The organism is Actinoplanes sp. NBC_00393, assembly GCF_036053395.1.
In the GTDB taxonomy this organism is placed as follows: Bacteria; Actinomycetota; Actinomycetes; order Mycobacteriales; family Micromonosporaceae; genus Actinoplanes.
This window is the reverse complement of record NZ_CP107942.1, coordinates 8513584-8530327: the sequence shown is the minus strand read 5'-3', so window position 1 is coordinate 8530327 and position 16744 is coordinate 8513584. Positions and strand designations below refer to the sequence as shown.

9 protein-coding genes are annotated in these 16744 nt (G+C 66.8%); 7 read left to right on the top strand and 2 right to left on the bottom strand.

Annotation, left to right across the window (positions count from 1 at the left end):
* Window positions 1–122 precede the first annotated feature (122 nt).
* The 7 genes from OHA21_RS39480 to OHA21_RS39450 all read left to right on the top strand — a co-directional run bounded on the left by OHA21_RS39480 (window position 123) and on the right by OHA21_RS39450 (window position 14014).
* Complete coding sequence (locus OHA21_RS39480; protein ID WP_328463999.1) at window positions 123–827, top strand: Jag family protein; 705 nt, start codon at window positions 123–125, stop codon at window positions 825–827.
* Window positions 828–829: 2 nt separating this feature from the next.
* A complete protein-coding gene (rsmG, locus tag OHA21_RS39475) occupies window positions 830–1855 on the top strand; it encodes a 16S rRNA (guanine(527)-N(7))-methyltransferase RsmG (RefSeq protein WP_328463997.1) in 1026 nt (341 codons plus the stop codon).
* A 1167-nt stretch (window positions 1856–3022) separates the two neighbouring features.
* Entirely contained in the window at window positions 3023–4420 is a 1398-nt protein-coding gene (locus tag OHA21_RS39470) for an AAA family ATPase (RefSeq protein ID WP_328463995.1), read from the top strand.
* Window positions 4417–5469, top strand: a complete 1053-nt coding sequence (locus OHA21_RS39465; RefSeq protein WP_328463993.1) for a ParB/RepB/Spo0J family partition protein — start codon at window positions 4417–4419, stop codon at window positions 5467–5469. The genes OHA21_RS39470 and OHA21_RS39465 overlap by 4 nt, the downstream gene beginning before the upstream one ends.
* 4699 nt (window positions 5470–10168) lie before the next feature.
* Window positions 10169–11149, top strand: coding sequence for a hypothetical protein (locus OHA21_RS39460; protein WP_442874968.1), 981 nt, complete (start codon window positions 10169–10171; stop codon window positions 11147–11149).
* A 1681-nt stretch (window positions 11150–12830) separates the two neighbouring features.
* Complete coding sequence (locus tag OHA21_RS39455) at window positions 12831–13130, top strand: transposase (protein ID WP_328463991.1); 300 nt, start codon at window positions 12831–12833, stop codon at window positions 13128–13130.
* Between the two features lie 2 nt (window positions 13131–13132).
* Window positions 13133–14014 (top strand): IS3 family transposase, encoded by an 882-nt coding sequence (locus OHA21_RS39450; RefSeq protein WP_328463989.1) that lies wholly within the window; start codon window positions 13133–13135, stop codon window positions 14012–14014.
* 256 nt (window positions 14015–14270) lie between these two features.
* Here the strand turns inward: OHA21_RS39450 and OHA21_RS39445 are convergent, their stop codons facing one another.
* Both OHA21_RS39445 and OHA21_RS39440 read right to left on the bottom strand, forming a co-directional pair.
* Complete coding sequence (locus OHA21_RS39445) at window positions 14271–15245, bottom strand: D-alanine--D-alanine ligase family protein (RefSeq protein WP_328463984.1); 975 nt, start codon at window positions 15243–15245, stop codon at window positions 14271–14273.
* Complete coding sequence (locus tag OHA21_RS39440) at window positions 15242–16552, bottom strand: aminotransferase-like domain-containing protein (RefSeq protein WP_328463982.1); 1311 nt, start codon at window positions 16550–16552, stop codon at window positions 15242–15244. Before OHA21_RS39440 ends, OHA21_RS39445 begins: the two co-directional genes overlap by 4 nt.
* Window positions 16553–16744: the final 192 nt, after the last annotated feature.

Genomic DNA, 16744 nt, shown 5'->3' with positions numbered 1-16744 from the left:
ATGGTTGGGGCCCGAGCGCTCCTCTTGGCTCAGACCTCCCCGCCCCTTTCGGGTAAGCACCTCGGCGGCGGGAAACAGCGGACCGACTTCGGTCCGGCCCGAGTGACAACGGAGATGAGACCGTGACCGACACCAGCACTCCCCCTTCCGCCGAGTCGTCAGCAGAGGTCGAGGAGGCGGTCGGCGCCTCTGGCTCGACTTCTGCCGCGGACCCGGCTTCGGCCTCGAGTTCGGATTCGGGCTCGGCCGCGGGCTCTTCGGCTGCGGGCGCTTCCGCTGCGGGCTCTTCGGCTGCCGGCTCTTCGGCTGCCGGCTCTTCGGCTGCCGGCTCGAGTGAGGCCAAGAAGTCGGAGAGCGTCGCTTCGGACGGCGACCTGTTCCGCCAGAGCGAGATCGCGGCGGACTATGTCGAGGGCCTGCTGGACATCCTCGACTACGACGGTGACATCGACGAGCTGGTCTCGGCCGGCCGGCCGATGGTCGAGGTCGTCGGCGGCCGGCTGCAGCCGCTCGTCGGCCAGCGTGGCGCCACGCTGGAAGCCCTGCAGGAGCTCACCCGCCTGGCGATCTTCCGGGCCACCGGCTCGCCGAGCCGGCTGCTGCTCGACATCGGCGGCTACCGCGCGGCCCGCCGCAAGGAACTCGCCGCGGTTGCCCGCAACGCGGTCGAGAAGGTCAAGGAGCACGGCGACGCGGTGCGCCTGGAGCCGATGTCGGCCTTCGAGCGCAAGTGCGTGCACGACGTGGTCAACGCGATCCCCGGCGTGCAGAGCGAGTCCGAGGGCGTGGAGCCCAACCGTCGCATCGTGGTGCGCGCGGCGGACTGATCATGACGAACCCACGCTTCGGCGCGGGAGACCTCGGCCCGGGCGGCAATACGCCCGGGCCGTCGTCTTTCCCGCGCGACCTTCCCGGTTTCTCGCGCGACCTTCCCGGTTTCTTCCGCGACCTTCCCGGACAGGATGCCGGCGCGCTTGATCCTGCTTCGCCTGCGCCTTCGTCCCATGCGATTCGCTCGGCCGCAGCTTTTCCTGATGCGGGTCCCTCTGCTTCCGGCTTCCCTGCTGCGGGCTCGCCGCACTCGGAATCTCCGCTCGCCGGCCCCTCGCTTGCTCTTCCCCCGACGGAGATCGCTGCTGCCGCCGCTCAGGTCTTCAAGGAGCGACTTTCGTTGGCCGGGCGGTATGCGGAGCTGCTCGGGACGGAAGGCGTCGTCCGGGGCCTCATCGGCCCGCGGGAGACGCCCCGGCTCTGGGAGCGTCACCTGGTCAACTGCGGGGTTATGTCCGAGATAATCCCGTTCGGCGCTTCAGTGGTTGACGTGGGGTCTGGTGCCGGTTTGCCCGGTATCGTGCTGGCAGTGGCTCGACCGGATCTTGCAATAACGCTGGTCGAGCCGCTGGCCCGACGGACTGCCTTCCTCGAGGAGGCGGTCAGCACGCTCGGCCTGGACGGCAACGTCACGGTCGTACGTGGCCGGGCTGAAGAAGTCGCCGCACACCTGCCCGGCGCCGACATCGTGACGGCCCGGGCGGTAGCGGCACTCGACAAGCTTGCCGGCTGGTGTTTGCCGTTGGCGCGTACCGATGGTCGCCTGCTGGCGCTCAAGGGCGCCTCGGCGGCCGACGAGATCGCCACTCACGGCGAGGCGGTGGCGGCACTCGGCGGCGGCGAGCCGGTGGTGCGGCTCTGCGGAGTCGGCCTCATCGACCCGCCGGCAACGGTGGTCGACATCGTCAAGGAACGGCATGTCGTTCCGGGACGGGCCCGGGCCGCCGGTGGCTCGGCTCCCGGCGCGGCGAAGGCGGGAAGCGCACGCCGAGATGGCGGGCGAAGGAGATCGCGGAGGGGATAGATGGCCAGGCGGGGTGGACGCAAAAGGAACGGCCGAAAGCCCCACCCCGCCTCGTGTGCCCCTCCGGCTGAGCACCTCTCACCCGCAATGGTTGACGAGCCGCCATCTGTTTGCGCCGCCGCTGGTCCTTGCGCTGGTTCCGGACCGCTCGCAGCAGCTACGCCACCTGCTGCTTCCGGTTCGTCCGCAGAGCCCACGCCACCTCCTGCTTCAGGCCCGTCCGCAGGGACACCGTCGCCTGATGCATCCCGTCCGTCTGCGACTAGCGCGCCGTCTGTGGCCTCCGGAGCCTCTGTTGCTTCCTCGGCTTCCGGTTCCCGGGCCGCCTGCGCTCCTTCAACGCGGGCGTTCGAGACGCGGACCGGATCGCTCGTGGCGGCTTCTCCCACTGCCTCCGTCGGCTCTTCCGGTCCTATCGCCCCGGCCGCGGAGAGACTGCTTGGCCCGCCAGCGGTCGCTGAGGCTGCGAATCGGCCCGCGAATGCTTCTCCCGCGGCGTCGGAGGGGGCTGACGGTCAGGCTGGCTATGGTCGGCCTTCTGCGGCACTGGCCGACACCATGGAACGGATCTCTCCGGCATCGGCGGACGCCGCCGGCCGAGCTGCGGGCACGGTTTGCGATTCACACGTACGGCTAGAGCCAGCTCCGCCGGCACTCGATGCTGGACGACCCGATGTCGTCGCCTGGTCGTTGTGGCGACAGGAGTCGGCATCTGATTCAGCTTGTGGGCCGGTTTTGGTCCCGTTGAGTCCGGCGGCTGGACGGCCTGTGGAGCCGGAGTCAGCGGGCGGTGTAGGTGCTGAAGGGCCGGGTGGGTCGACGGCGGCCGCTTTGGAGCTCACTTTGTCGTACCCGGCTCCGAGGATTCACGGGATTCCGGAACTGGCCTACTGCTGCCTGCAAACCCTGCCGTGGCCAGCGGGCTTGGTGGCCTCTCGAGGCGTTGCCGGCGCGGAGTCGTCGATCCTGACGTGGCCGGCCGCAGCGGTTGGACGCTTGCTGTCGGGTGACGGACGTTCGGCAGTTCGGGGTGGCGCCACTGTGCGGCGGAGCCTCCTCGCAGGCCTCACGGGCGCTGGACTGAAGCGGACAAAGGCTGCCGAAGGGCGTACAGATGAGGGCCTTGATTTTGAATCTTCTCGGGGGTTTGGGGGATGGTTGCGTTTGGTGCCGGGCGTCATGGTCTTTGTGTCGGCGTTGCGCTCGACTCATCGGACATCGGGCCATGGCGGCGCATGCCCGACGCCCGTAGGCTGGCTGGGCGTCGATAGTGTGGACCGGATCTCCTCCGCCGGAACGCACGTTTCGCCGGCCGACCCGTTCCTAGCCAACAGGGATAAAGCGGTGCATGAGTACGGTGTTTCACGTGAAACCGAGTCGCCTCTCGACAGGCCGTCGGGAATGAGCGTGGGCGGACTGCACGCGGGCGAGCAGAACGTGCCGCAGCCTCGGGCTGGCGGCGGGTACGGATCGCCACCGCAGTACGGCTACGGCAGCTCGCAGCAGGCCGCCGACGAGTTCCGGGGCCCAGCTCCGGCGCCCCGATCGGGCCCACCCTCGACGTCGGTTCCCTCGGCGTCAGGTTCGTCCGCGGCGAGCCCAATCTCGGCCGCTCCGGCGTCGGGCGCACCCTCGGTAGGGGCATCTGTTCAGCCGACCGAGCATGTTTCACGTGAAACGCCGAGCCCGGATGAGGACGATCCGCCCCTTGCCATGGAAGCGTTGCGAGCTGTGCAGATCCTCAACCCGAGCGGCGAGATCATCATGCCGCGACCGGACCACCCGAGGGTGATTTGCGTCGCCAACCAGAAGGGTGGCGTCGGAAAAACGACCACCACGGTGAACCTGGCGGTTGCGCTGGCGCTTCACGGTAACCGTGTACTGGTTGTCGACCTGGACCCGCAGGGCAACGCCTCCACCGGCCTCAACGTGCCGCACCATGCCGGAGTGCCGGACGTCTACGACTGCCTGATCGACAACGTGCCCCTGGCCGAAGTCGCGCAGGCCGTCGAGGGTATTCCGAACCTCTACTGCGTGCCGGCCACGATCGACCTGGCCGGTGCGGAGATCGAGCTCGTGTCGGTGGTGGCACGTGAGTCGAGGCTGGCGCGGGCGATTGCTGGACACCCGGAGAAGTTCGACTATGTGTTCATCGACTGCCCGCCGTCGCTCGGTCTGCTGACCGTCAACGCGCTCTGCGCGGCGCAGGAGGTTCTGATCCCCATTCAGTGCGAGTACTACGCACTGGAAGGGCTCAACCAGCTGATCAACAACATCAACCTGGTACGCCAGCACCTGAACCCGACTCTCGACGTCTCCACGATTCTTCTGACCATGTACGACCGTCGTACCCGCCTGGCGGACGCGGTGGAACAGGACGTACGGAACCACTTCGGAGCTAAGGTTCTGAACGCCGTCATTCCCCGAAACGTGCGGGTTTCGGAGGCTCCCAGCTACGGCCAGTCTGTGATGACCTACGATCCGGGATCACGGGGTGCTACCAGCTATTTCGAGGCGGCCCTGGAGATTGCGGTGCGTGGGGTCAACACAGGAGGCACGGAATGAAGAACCGTCCGCGGGGGGGCTTGGGCCGCGGCCTGGGCGCATTGATCCCCACGGCACCGGCCGCTGAGTCGGCGGTCGCCGTCGAGACGGTTCCCGAGCCGGCGGCCGTACCTGCGCTGCCACCGACGATCAGCCCGGCGCCGGCGCCCCCGGCTGCTGCACCGGCGCCTGCGCCGTCTGCGGTGGCCGTTGAAGATGAACTGGCGCCTGTGCCCGGCGCCCGGTTTGCGGAGCTGCCCGTCGGTGCCATCGAGCCGAACGCCAAGCAGCCTCGTCACGTCTTTGACGAAGAGGCCCTGGAAGAGCTCAAGACGTCCATCCAGGAGGTCGGCTTCCTTCAGCCGATCGTCGTGCGGGAGATGGGCGACGGCCGGTACGAGCTCGTCATGGGTGAGCGCCGGTGGCGAGCTGCTCAGGCTGTCGGCAGGGAGACGATCCCCGCGATCGTTCGGGACACCCCGGACGATGCGATGCTGCGCGATGCTCTCCTGGAGAACATTCATCGGGCGAACCTGAACCCGCTTGAAGAGGCGGCTGCTTATCAGCAGTTGCTTGAGGAGTTCGGCGCAACGCACGAAGAGCTCGCGCGGCGGATCGGTCGTAGCCGTCCGCAGATCTCCAACACGATACGGCTGATGAACCTGCCGGCGCCGGTGCAGCGTCGGGTGGCGGCTGGTGTGCTTTCGGCTGGGCATGCTCGGGCGCTGCTCGGGCTCGATGACAGCCAGGCGCAGGATGATCTGGCCAAGAGGATCGTGGCCGAGGGCCTTTCGGTACGGGCTACCGAGGAAATCGTGGCGCTGGCGATCGCGGACGGGCCGGTGAAGAAGGCCGCGCCGACGCGGCGTGCGAAGGTGCACGCGCCGGCGTTGAACGATCTCGCGGAAAGGTTGTCGGATCGGTTCGATACCCGGGTGAAGGTCGACATCGGCCGCAACAAGGGGAAGATCACGATCGAGTTCGCTACCGTCGATGATCTCGAGCGGATAGTCGGCATGATCGGTGTGGAAGAGGAAGGCTCGGCTCGGGGCGGCGACGCCGAGGAGTGAGTGGCGGGTTTCTCGGGAAGGGCGTGTGGACTGTGGTCCACGCGCCTTTTTGTTTCTGTTCGAGGGTGCAGGCGGCAGCGCTTCCTGGACTCAGAGGACTAGCAGGGTGTGATTTCCGGTTCTGTCAGAACGTTTCTCCTGAGATTTGTGTTCGGCCGCCGAACGCCGTTCATGGTCTTCAGAAAGCGAGTCTCGATCACCTATGGCCTGTTTGCCCAATTGTGCCGTTAGTTGTTGCAGCAACAATCGGAGTCGGGCGGTCGGCGGCGTTCGGGTGAGTGCTTGGAGCGTAAGTGTCGAGCCAGGCTTCAGCGGCGCTTTCAACAGTGCATACTTGCCGCATCGTTGAGATTGTGTCCTGACATGGCACCGGTCGCAGCGGGCTCGATTGAGGGCGAACGGCAGCATGAGCCGGCTCAAGCATGACCCCGTCATTCTCGGTTGAAGGTGAGGCCGGCCAGTGCTGGGTCCAAGACCTCCGGCTGTTGCGACCGATCCTGACTCAGCGAAAGCAAGTAGCTGTGCCGGCTGGCAATGTTCAATCCCGCTTCATCGCAGACGAAGCGTTGCGTGCTCTGCTTAGGCGCAGCACCGCCACGGGTTGGAGGAAGCCTTCATCCTCCATGCGGAATCGGCGGCTGTCCGTCCGCACGTAAAGCGGGGCCTTCTGTAGATCGAACGTTGCGCCGCGATGTAATCGACCATGCACGTCCGATGGGCCAGCACTAGATATGGCTGCTCCGAGTCAGTGAAGCCCGACGCCGTTAGTCCGTCGAATTCGGATCGGCAGACGACTCGCGCTGGCCCCCGCGGCGATTCTTGGATTTTGGCTCCGGCCGCACCCGAACGCTCGCCGAAGACCAATGCGGAGAAGATCCGTTGACTCCGTGGCCGAGTCTTGAGGTGACACTCGCAGGCCGTGGCGTCGCGTCGGGCGGTGGAGGCGGAGGCGGCGACACTTGACGCTTCGCGTGACTCGGCGATGCGTTCCATGAGGGCATCGACTCCTAGGGCCGCGGGGCTGCTCGGGCGCCGGGCACCAAGCCGCCGGATTCGGCCTGGGGGGATTCTCAATTTCGGCACCGACGGTGTCCGAGTCCTACCTTCGGCTCTGGCTTGATGCTTGTTCGTAGAACCGCCCGGATTTGACGTCGGCGAGTACAGGGTCGGGACCACGAACCTAGACGAAGGGTTCCCGTGCCTGATCTTGACAAGCTTGTGGAGGGTTATGGGGCGCGCGTGGAAGAGGTCGCCCCCGCTGCTCTTCTTGCACGCCAAGGGTTGATCGGGAGGACGCCCGTCGTGGCGCTGCGAGGCGGCTGGCCTTGTCGTTTCACGTGAAACGCTGCGGACCGCTCTCACCTTGCGGATCCAGCGCGATCGCCGGCGTTGAGGTACCGCTTGCGGGGAATTGGCGGATCGGATCCCGCGCCCGCAATCGCAGCTCGGTTAGTAGAGCCGATCGGGTCGTCTTCGGTGGACATCAGCTCGACCTAGGTGTCTGAGCCCAGGCGGTGGGCTTGCGGGGTTCTCGGTGTACTCGATTCCTAGCGCACACCCGTGCCGGGATGCGGCGTTTCCGCTCTCGGTCCAAGGGCTCAGGACTAAGCAATTGGTTCCCTGGTCGTTGAGGAGCAGAGTTCCGATCCTCGGATGGCCGGCATCTTGAAGAATTCTGTTTGTTTGCCTTGCTAGCCGAGTTCACGTGCATCGTGTGGTTTCCACTGCGACAGCAACAACATCGCGCTCAGAGTTAGCTGGGCAAACTAGCTTTGGCGTGCGCTTCCGCCTCGCCTGTACAGCAGACCCGCGGTCCGAGGTCTTGGCGGGCCGGCAGAACCCTGGTGCCGGGCCACTGGTGCGGGCCTCCGGTGTTGCAGGAGCTGGCGGGGGACAGACAGCATCGTCGCGGGATAGGAGGCTCGTCCGGCCCGAGGCCTGTTCCCCCGAGAGCGCAATGGCTGGTTCGAGGAGTTCTAGCGAATACAAGGCCGGCTAACGTTGGCTCGCCTCGTACTCGCCCCTCGGGCCGCTGATCGACCGAACGGAAGACGATGAGTCTGTTGATCGCGGGAAACGAGGGAGACGCCTTGAGTGGCGGTGCATCGGTGAGTTCGTCGACCAGGCGAGCTACCTGAAACCGGTGGTGTGAGCGCTGCGGGCTGTTGGCGCCGGTTTCTACTCAACCAACCGCTTCAAGAGCTCAACCAACCGCTTCAAGAGCGCAGTGGCCTTGAGCCCCACGCGGGATGCAGAAGGCGGGTTTCACGTGAAACATTGCAACGGCCGTACCCCTTCATGCCGCGTCGGTATTTGTGTTTTCGCGCCCCGGATCGTTGCATGTCGGTGCTCCGTCATCGAAGGGAGGAAGAGACCAGCGCTCTGACGTATCCGCCTTCCATGTGGCGCTGGCGTGTGTGCTACTCCGCCGGAGCCCATGCACGACGCCAGGCCCCTGGACTGGCTCGCAGCCCGGGCCGGGCGAGGTCGTCCAGGCGCCGGATCGGCTACAGCGACCAGTGTGTCCTTCTCGGCGTTAGCAACGCTAAGTCGTCAGCCCTTCAAGGTGATCCCCACGAGGATCTTTGCGGCCGAGGCTTGACGCATGATCATTTTTGTCCTGAAGGGGCACCTCTCGCCAAGGCAGGAACCCGACACCAAAGTGGCAGCGAATAAGCGGCCATGCATCCCGACACGTGGCTTGTGGGACAGCGGCGTGCAGCCTTGAGTACTTGCGTGGCTGTCGCCGAATTGCGACCCGAAGGCATGCGATGAGCGCCTCAAATCTTGTCGGGGTCGACGCCAGACGTGGCCGGCAGCCACCCGGCTCTGCCCTCATTGTGCGTTGCCTAGTTGCAGCCAAACACGAACGTGGTCGCGCCGAAGCCAAGCACAAGATCGCTGGCGCGCGGATCCGCACATGGGCCTGTTGCCCCTTCAGTGAGTGCGGCGCCGGCAGAGCAAGAAACGGGGTCGGGATTTGGCAGTGGCGTGGTTTCTCGACGACTCCTATGGGGGTTGCCTTTCGCGTGGACTCCGGATGTGCCGTGGTATGCGATGACGGCCGGAGAACAGTCCAGCGCACCGGTTCGGGCCAAGCGACGGTGATGCGACGGGATAGCTCGGTGTCGAACGAGCTTGGTGGAAGGGCGGTTGTCGGGCTAGCACGGGAAGTACCCCCTCCCGGCATCATTACCCGGACAGCGCGCAGGGCGGTGTGCGGTGCGGACTGGCTGAATGTCATCTGCGATCCAGCGCGACGTTGGTGGGCACCGTCTTTCGCGTATGCAGCACGGCCAACCTGCTAGCGGCAGGCGGCGACATTCGGCCCGTGCACCAATCGGCGTTGCACCGAGGCAGCTAACTAGAGCCGCCTTGGCAAGCCCTCTGACGTGCCATCGTTTGGGGTTGCAGGCGTAACGAATTTTCCTTCCCTACAGGCCTGACGCCTGGGTCGCGGCCTTGAGATTCACGGCAGCTGGTAGGAGCGGCTTGCTGAAGTTGTAGCGACTTGAGACGACGCCACGAGCCCCGAGTTCTGAACCGGTCAGTGGAGGCTCCTGGCGCAATTGTCATCGACTCGAGGTGGGTGGCGGTGTTCCGTAGACCGGAACATCTGGTGCTTCGCAGGCACTGCTCAATGGTCGGCCGCATCAAAGCCAAGCAGTTTTGCGGACAAGACAGCCCCACCCTTGCGGAACTGAATGAGACTATGGCCGCGTGATGTAGATCACTTAGCTGTTTCACGTGAAACAGGTCCACTGGCCGGGAGCCGGGAGCCGGGAGCCGGGAGCCGGGAGCCGGGAGCCGGGAGCCGGGAGCCGGGAGCCGGGAGCCGGGAGCCGGGAGCCGGGAGTCGGGAGTCGGGAGCCGGGAGCCGGGAGTCGGGAGTCGGGAGTCGGGAGTCGGGAGTCGGGAGCCGGGAGCGCGTTTCACGTGAAACATGTGCAGCGGATGCCGACGGTCGACGCTTAGATCTTGCCCGATGCTCACAAGTGTCGGGCTGCAAAGCCATGCCATGGCGAAAGCGTCAGCTCGAAAGGGATACGCGGTCCTACGACCGGAACCTGCGCTGGCATCCAACTATGGGATGCGCTGTAAGCAGCGGTAGATGGTCGACCGACGTGGGCTCGACGCTTGCCGCCTGATAACCGGACGACCCAGCGGTCTGACGGCCGCGGCGGCGCTCGCCAGTTGAACATCCCGCCGGCTTGTGCAGGCGGCGTTCGGGCCCCGATCCCTGCATCAGGCCGACTCGCAAGACGAACAACAACCACGCGTGAAGCCGGCAGCTCCAGGCGGACGGACCATCGAAGTCCACAACCTCGAACCCAGATGACAAGTTGAACGCCGCCACTGGAACAACGCGACCACACATGCGCCAACGCCACTATCCACATCCTGTGCGTTGCACCTGTGCACGACCCAACCCGCCACGTTTCACGTGAAACGCTGCCGATGAAGCGCGAGTCATCCACCGCTCTATCCACAGGCTCCACAAGCGTTCTACGTCGCGTTTTCACGTGAAACCCCGCGCCCTGTGGATAACTTCTGTGGATAACTTGGGGACGGTCACGCGAAGACTGGGACGCTTATCACCATCAACACCTGGGCCGCTCAAAGACGGCCCACAAGCCATCCCCCACCCGTGCGAAATTGACCCGGGACAGCCCGTCCTGACCTGGGCTAAGGTCACGTCGTGTCCGAGAACACCGCCCCCCTCCCTGACTTCACCCGCTGGCCCTCGTTCCCCTTCGAAGGCGACATGCGGGTCAAGAAGCTCGCCCCGCCAGTCGAAGTCGAACCGCCCCGCAGTGGCGAAGACGCCTCCGACTGCGTAGCCTGCGGAACGCCCGATGACGCGTACATCTGGGTCAGCGAACGCTGGCGGGTCCGTGCGATGGACCGCCCGACCGGCCTCCCGATGGTCTTGATCCTGGAGTGCCGCTCCCACCTCGACCTGGGCGATCTACCCAACCTGCTGGCCGCCGAACTCGGCGTCATGACCGTCCGCCTGGAACGCGCGATTCGCTCCCTCGATGGCGTCGCCCGAGTGCACGTCAACCGATGGGGTGACGGCTCCGCCCACCTACACATGTGGTTCCTGGCGCGGCCACACGGCCGGCTACAGCTGCGCGGCACCTTCCTCTCGCTCTGGGACGACATCCTGCCGGTCATCCCGGAAGCACAATGGCGCGAAAACCTCGCACTCGTCGCCGCCTGGCTAGCCGACTTCGGTGGCAAAGCGATCGCCGAACCGGCCCACATCCAGTGGGAGTCGCCGGCCACGTTCAGCCCGCCGGCCGAGTCGGCTGTGGACACCGAGTCCGACGACAGCCGCCGCCCGGCCACGCTGGGCGACATCGAAGCAGCCGAAACGCAGCCCGAGCCTGAGCCCGCCAAGCACACCGAAAGCCCAGGCGTGCTCGCGCACCCACAGAACCTCCCGGCCGATGCGATGCCAGCAACAGCCCAAAACCAAGCAGGGGTACGCCCTACCGACGCGATCCCTCCAGCAACCTCAAAGGCGTCGCCGATCGAGAACGGCTCCACACCGACATCGCCAGGATCCAGCCCCGATCCCGAGCCGCACTCAATCACCCCGGCGGCCGCGCTCAACGGCCACTCGCCGAACGCCGCGATCCCACCCACCCAGCCGACTAAGCCCGGGGTGCACTGACACAGGCGCGAAGAGAGCCAGGGACATCCGCCGCGCAAGAAGACGGAGCCGTCGCCAACTCCGACCGCCAGTAGGCCCTCCGTCCTCCGTTCCGGACCATAGGCAGTCCAGACCACCGGCATCCCCGGCACTCGACGACCTGGGATGGCTGGCGAATCGGACCACCGTCACGCGGCCACCCAGGTGGCTGGCGAGTCCGGACCACCCGGCGATTTCCAGGATCCGACGACCTGGACTGCTGGCAAATCCGGATCACCCCTAACTCCTGGCAACCGGTCACCGGCATCCGGGGCTTGGCGCCGGCCGCTTGGCAGGGTCGCCTGGCGATCCCGCTTGGCGGACCGTCCCGCAGGACTTCTGGCAGGATCGTCCGGCAAGACCCGCTTGGCAGAACCCCGCTTGCGAGGACCGTCCAGCAGGACCCGCTTGGCAGGACCCGCTTGGCAGGACTGTCCGGCAGGAACCCCGCAGGGCCGTTTGGCACCCGGCGACCGGACCCGTAGCCATCCGGACCGACAGCGCTTTCGGCATCGAGCGTTTGGAACGTAGGCACCTTGGACTGCGCTTCCTGTGCCCGACACCGCCGGACTGCCAGGCAATCCGGACTGTCGATATGTCGGCGGCAGCCCATCCCGACCTTGGGTAACTCGGACGGCGGGCGACGGCAGGCGACGGCAGGCGACGGCGGGCGACCGCGGCCTTGGTGTTCGGTCTGACGGCAAGTCGGGTTAGCGGGCATCCTGACGCCCGGCCGCTTGGGCCGCGGGGAAAGCCAGACAGATCCTGGAGGCCCGGCAACGTGGACGGCCTGCAAGATCGTGGCAACCCCGGAACACCGGGTGGCGGTTCCGGCTCCGTCTCGGACAGCGGATGCGGACTTCCGCTAAGACGGCTCGGCCGTAGGAGAACGCTGCCAAGCCGCAGGAACGCTGGCCAGGAAGAGTTGGCCGGGCGACCGTCGGCCGGCGGAGTCGGGCCAATGGAAGTTGGCGACGCAACGTCCTGTGAAGACGGCGATGGGGGCCGCGAAAGCAAGATCGTCGGTAGGCGACGTGTGGCCCGCCGCAACTTGTCTTCGGCGACGGGCCCGGCTGCACAGGGCCGTGCCCTTAGGCGCCGGGCACCCTTGATAGGGGTGTGGCGAAACGCATCATCTGCTGGCTCGCCTCAACGAGCTAACCCGCCGCGATCTTGGAACGTGGGGCTCGTTCTCGGCGGGCGGTGCAGTCATTCGGTGCCGGTACAAAGTGCGGAGTATCCAGTGATGGCGTGGCGGGACGGCTGAGGGGTGCCGAATGGAGGAGTAGCGGCGCACCTTTGGACCGCCGGATGGTTGCGGCTACTGGGGTGAGCTGAGAGGCCTGTGGCACCTAAGAACCGTGGGCTGGGCGAAATCCGCCGCCGACATGGGGTTCGCAAGAGTGGGGAAGGCGGGACCGGTGAGATCCGGTGGCTGGAGAAGCCATCCGATTTGCACAGAACCATGACCGCGAGAATTACTAGGGCGGCGCCACGGGCGCGATCTGGTCAGGCTGCGTGGCTCGTGAGATTGGCGTGGGCCGCAAACCAGCCGAGCGCGGGCGGCCTAATGGGCGGGAGGCTGGTCGACGGATGATGTGGCACAGGAGTGAGCTTCCCCTCGTAACGTGGAGACATCGCCTTAAGGGATTGGTGACTGGCGATGGCAGAGACACGACGAAGGTTCGAGCAAGACTTCCGAGATGGTGCGGTGCGGCTGGTCCGGGAGACCGGTAAGCCGATCGCGCAGGTGGCCCGGGATCTGGGGATCAAGGACGGCACCCTGGCGAACTGGGTGAACATAGACCGGCGGCGCCGCCAGGACGGCGCCGACGACGGGCTTGGTGAGGACGAGAAGGCCGAGCTGGCCCGGCTGCGCCGGGAGAACGCCGAGCTGCGGATGCGGTGTGACGTGCTCAAGCGCAGTCTGGCCCTCTGGGTCGAGGACTCGATGGGCCGGTAGCCATGGCCGGGTTCATCGCCGCCCAGAGGGCACAGCACGGCATCCCGTACGCGGTCTCGTGCCGGGCACTCGGTGTGTCACCGGCCTGGCTGTACAAATGGCTGCCCGGCGACACGTCGCTGCGCCGGGCCCGCCGGCAGGCGTTGACCACGCTGGTCGTCACGCTGTTCCACCGGCACAAAGGGCGCTACGGGTCCCCGCGGATCACCGATGATCTACGGGCGATGGGCTGGAAGGTCAGCGTGAACACCATCGCGCAGATCATGGCCGAGCAGCATCTGGTCGCCCGCCCGAAACGCCGCCGCCGGAACCTCACCCAGCCGGACAAGTCCGCGCGCAAGGCACCGGACCTGCTCCACCGCGACTTCACGCCGCCGCCCGAGCCGAACGTGGCGTGGGTCGGCGATCTCACCGAGATCCCCTGCGATGAGGGCAAGTTCTACCTCGCAGCCGTGCTGGATCTGCACTCGCGCCGGGCGGTCGGCTTCGCCATGGGCGCCCACCACGACGCCGCCCTCGCGATCGCCGCGTTGCAGGTCGCGATCGCGGTCCGCGGTGGTGACGTGGCCGGGGTGATCTTCCACTCCGACCAAGGCGGGGAATACACCGGCAACCTGTTCCGCGCGGCGTGCGATCGGGCGAAGGTGCGCCAGTCGATGGGCCGCACCGGCTCCGGGCTGGACAACGCGGTCGCCGAGTCGTTCAACTCGACCCTCGAGTTCGAACTGCTGGCCGACGCCGGCCGCTACGGCACCCGGGCCCAGGCCCGGACCGCGGTCGCCGCCTTCATCGACGAGTACAACCACGAGCGGCGGCACTCGACCGCGGGCCGGCTGCCGCCGGTGGTCTACGAGGCCCGGGTCCGCGCCGAACAGGCGGCTTGAGGATCTGGAGACGGAGGCGGCTACGCCGCCGCTTCCCCACCTATCAAGATCCAAAAACCACAAGATCAAAGTCTCTACGGTTTCAGGGGATTGCCAGGAGGACGGCTCGGCGGCGTTCGGGTAGTCGTCCTGGAACGGCTTAGGTACAGAGTGGGCCGCTTCTGGAAAGCAGAAAGGGACACTCCGGAAGCACGAAGACGCGGCGCCGGAAGGTGGAAGGCCCGGCACTGGGAGTGCCGGGCCTTCCGCTACGACATCAAGCGGTCTTACGCGACACCGCCCGCTCAACCAGCGCGCTCAACACCGCGCCCAGATCGACTCCGGCGGCCTGCACGGCCAGTGGCAGCAAGGAAGTCTCCGTCAAGCCGGGCGACACATTGCAACCCAGCACCTGCGGCTCCCCATCCGCGCCGACGATCACGTCGATGCGGGAAAGGTCGCGCAAACCAAGCGCCTTGTACGCCGCCAGCGCAGTCTCGGAAACCCGGGCCGCCACCGACGGGTCGAGGCGGGCCGGCACATGCCACGTCGTCAAACCAGCCGTGTAGCGGGCCGCATAGTCATACACACCGTCCCGAGGAACGATCTCGACGATCGGCAAAGCCTCCGGCCCGGTGCCCAAGTCGATGATCGAGACCGCGACGTTGGTACCGGTCACGTACTGCTCGACCAACGCCGTCGAGTCGTATGCGAAACAGCCCACCATCGCCGCCGGCAGATCCGCGGCGTCCCGGACCACCGCGGCGCCCAAACCCGACCCGCCCTGCGCCGGCTTGACCATCAACGGCAGACCAAGACGTTCCACGATCCGATCGAGCACCGCCACCGCACCCAGCTCCGAGAACCGGTCATGCGGCAGCGCCACCCAGTCGGGAGTCGGGATACCGGCTTCGCGCAGCATCGACTTCGCCGACGGCTTGTCCCACGCCAGCCGGGCGGTCCGGGCGTCGGCCCCCACATACGGAATCCCGCACAGGTCCAGCACCCCGCGCAGCGAACCGTCCTCCCCGGTGGCGCCGTGCAGGGCGATGACCACCGCGTCTGGCGGGTCGGCCTGCAGGGCCGGCAGGAGCGAAACGTCCGCGTCGTGCTGCTCGGCGCTCAGGCCTGCGGACCGCAGCGCGTCCAGCACCCGGCGGCCGGAACGCAAAGACACGTCCCGCTCGTAGGACAGCCCACCGGCGAGCACCAGAACTCGAATGTCGTCACGCGTACCCATGGTGGTGATCATGCCAAGTCGGGGCCGGGAGCGTCGGCAGCGGCCGGACCACGACGGCGCTGGTGTCCCAGGGCGGCAGAGCCGCCGAAGACCGCGCGCATCGCCAAGTCCTGCTCCATCACCCCAGCGAGGCGCCGCACGCCCTCACGAAGCCGCTCCGGGGCGGAGAACGAGAAGTTGAGCCGCATGTTCCCCCGCCCGGTCCCATCGGCGTAGAAGCCCGTTCCAGGGACGTAGGCGACGCGCGCGGCGATGGCCCGCGGCATCATCGCTTTCGAGTCGAGGCCTTCCGGCAGGGTGGCCCAGACGAACAGGCCACCGGTCGGGCGGGTCCACGTGGTGCCGGCCGGCATCAGGTCGTGCAGTGCGGCGAGCAGTGCGTCCCGGCGCTCCCGGTAGATCTCCCGGTAGACCTTGATCTGCTCCTGCCACGGCATCGCGGTCAGGTACTGCGTGACGGCGCCCTGGGCGAACGCGCTCGGGCACAGCACGTTGGCCTCGCTCATCATGACCAGCTTCTCCCGCACGGCGTGCGGTGCGAGGATCCAGCCGACCCGCAGACCCGGCGCGAAGGTCTTGGAGAACGTGCTGACATAGAAGACACCGTCACGGCGGCGGGCCCGCAGCGGCAGCGGGGCGTCACCCTCGAAAGAGAGCATTCCGTACGGATCGTCCTCGATCACCAGCAGTCCGGCGCGCTCGCAGATGTCCAGAATCTGCTCGCGTCGTTCCTCCGACAGGGTGACGCCGGCCGGGTTCTGGAATGTGGGAATGGTGTACAGGAACTTGGCGCGCCGGCCGGCCCGCGCGGTGGCCTCGATGGCCTCCTCGAGTGCTGCCGGGATGAGACCGTCTGCGTCCATTGCCACGTGCCGTACCTGTGCCTGGGCGGCCTGGAAGACGCCGAGTGCGCCGACGTAGGTCGGCCCCTCGGCGAGCACCACGTCGCCCGGGTCGAGGAACAGCCGGGCAAGCAGGTCGAGGGCCTGCTGTCCACCGACGGTGACCACGACGTCGTCCGGTGAGGCGTTGTTGATGCCGGACAGGGTCATCACGTCACAGATGCGTTCGCGCAGGTCGATGGTGCCCTGACCGATGCCGTACTGCAGGCTGCTGGCGCCCTGCTCGGAGGCGAGGCGGTCGAGCATCTCACCGACCGCGTCGAGCGGGAGCGCGGCGATGTACGGCGAGCCGCCGGCCAGCGAGACCACCTCGGGGCGGCTCGCCACGGCGAACAGCGCGCGGATCTCGGAGGTGGTCATTCCGCGCACTCGTCGCGCGTACAAATCGGTGTAATCGTCCTGGGTTGTGCCGGACATGCGGCTCTCCTTGTCGCATCGGTTGTCGACAGACTTCGTCGATCCTAGTCGCCAGGCGCACGGACCGGCGTTGATGAAGAGGAGGCTGTTGCCCGACCTGGTCCCGTTCATGGCGATTCCGACGTAAGATTCGGCGGGGGCGCGGCGAAGCACGTGGAGGCGACCGTGCTTCGATACCGGTCACGTCCGTGT

What these genes read in the sequence shown, in the direction of transcription:
- OHA21_RS39455 (WP_328463991.1), top strand. Translation starts at nt 12,831, where the DNA reads ATGGCAGAGACACGACGAAGGTTCGAGCAAGACTTCCGAGATGGTGCG.
- OHA21_RS39445 (WP_328463984.1), bottom strand. Translation starts at nt 15,245, where the DNA reads ATGATCACCACCATGGGTACGCGTGACGACATTCGAGTTCTGGTGCTC.
- rsmG (WP_328463997.1), top strand. Translation starts at nt 830, where the DNA reads ATGACGAACCCACGCTTCGGCGCGGGAGACCTCGGCCCGGGCGGCAAT.
- OHA21_RS39465 (WP_328463993.1), top strand. Translation starts at nt 4,417, where the DNA reads ATGAAGAACCGTCCGCGGGGGGGCTTGGGCCGCGGCCTGGGCGCATTG.
- OHA21_RS39450 (WP_328463989.1), top strand. Translation starts at nt 13,133, where the DNA reads ATGGCCGGGTTCATCGCCGCCCAGAGGGCACAGCACGGCATCCCGTAC.
- OHA21_RS39440 (WP_328463982.1), bottom strand. Translation starts at nt 16,552, where the DNA reads ATGTCCGGCACAACCCAGGACGATTACACCGATTTGTACGCGCGACGA.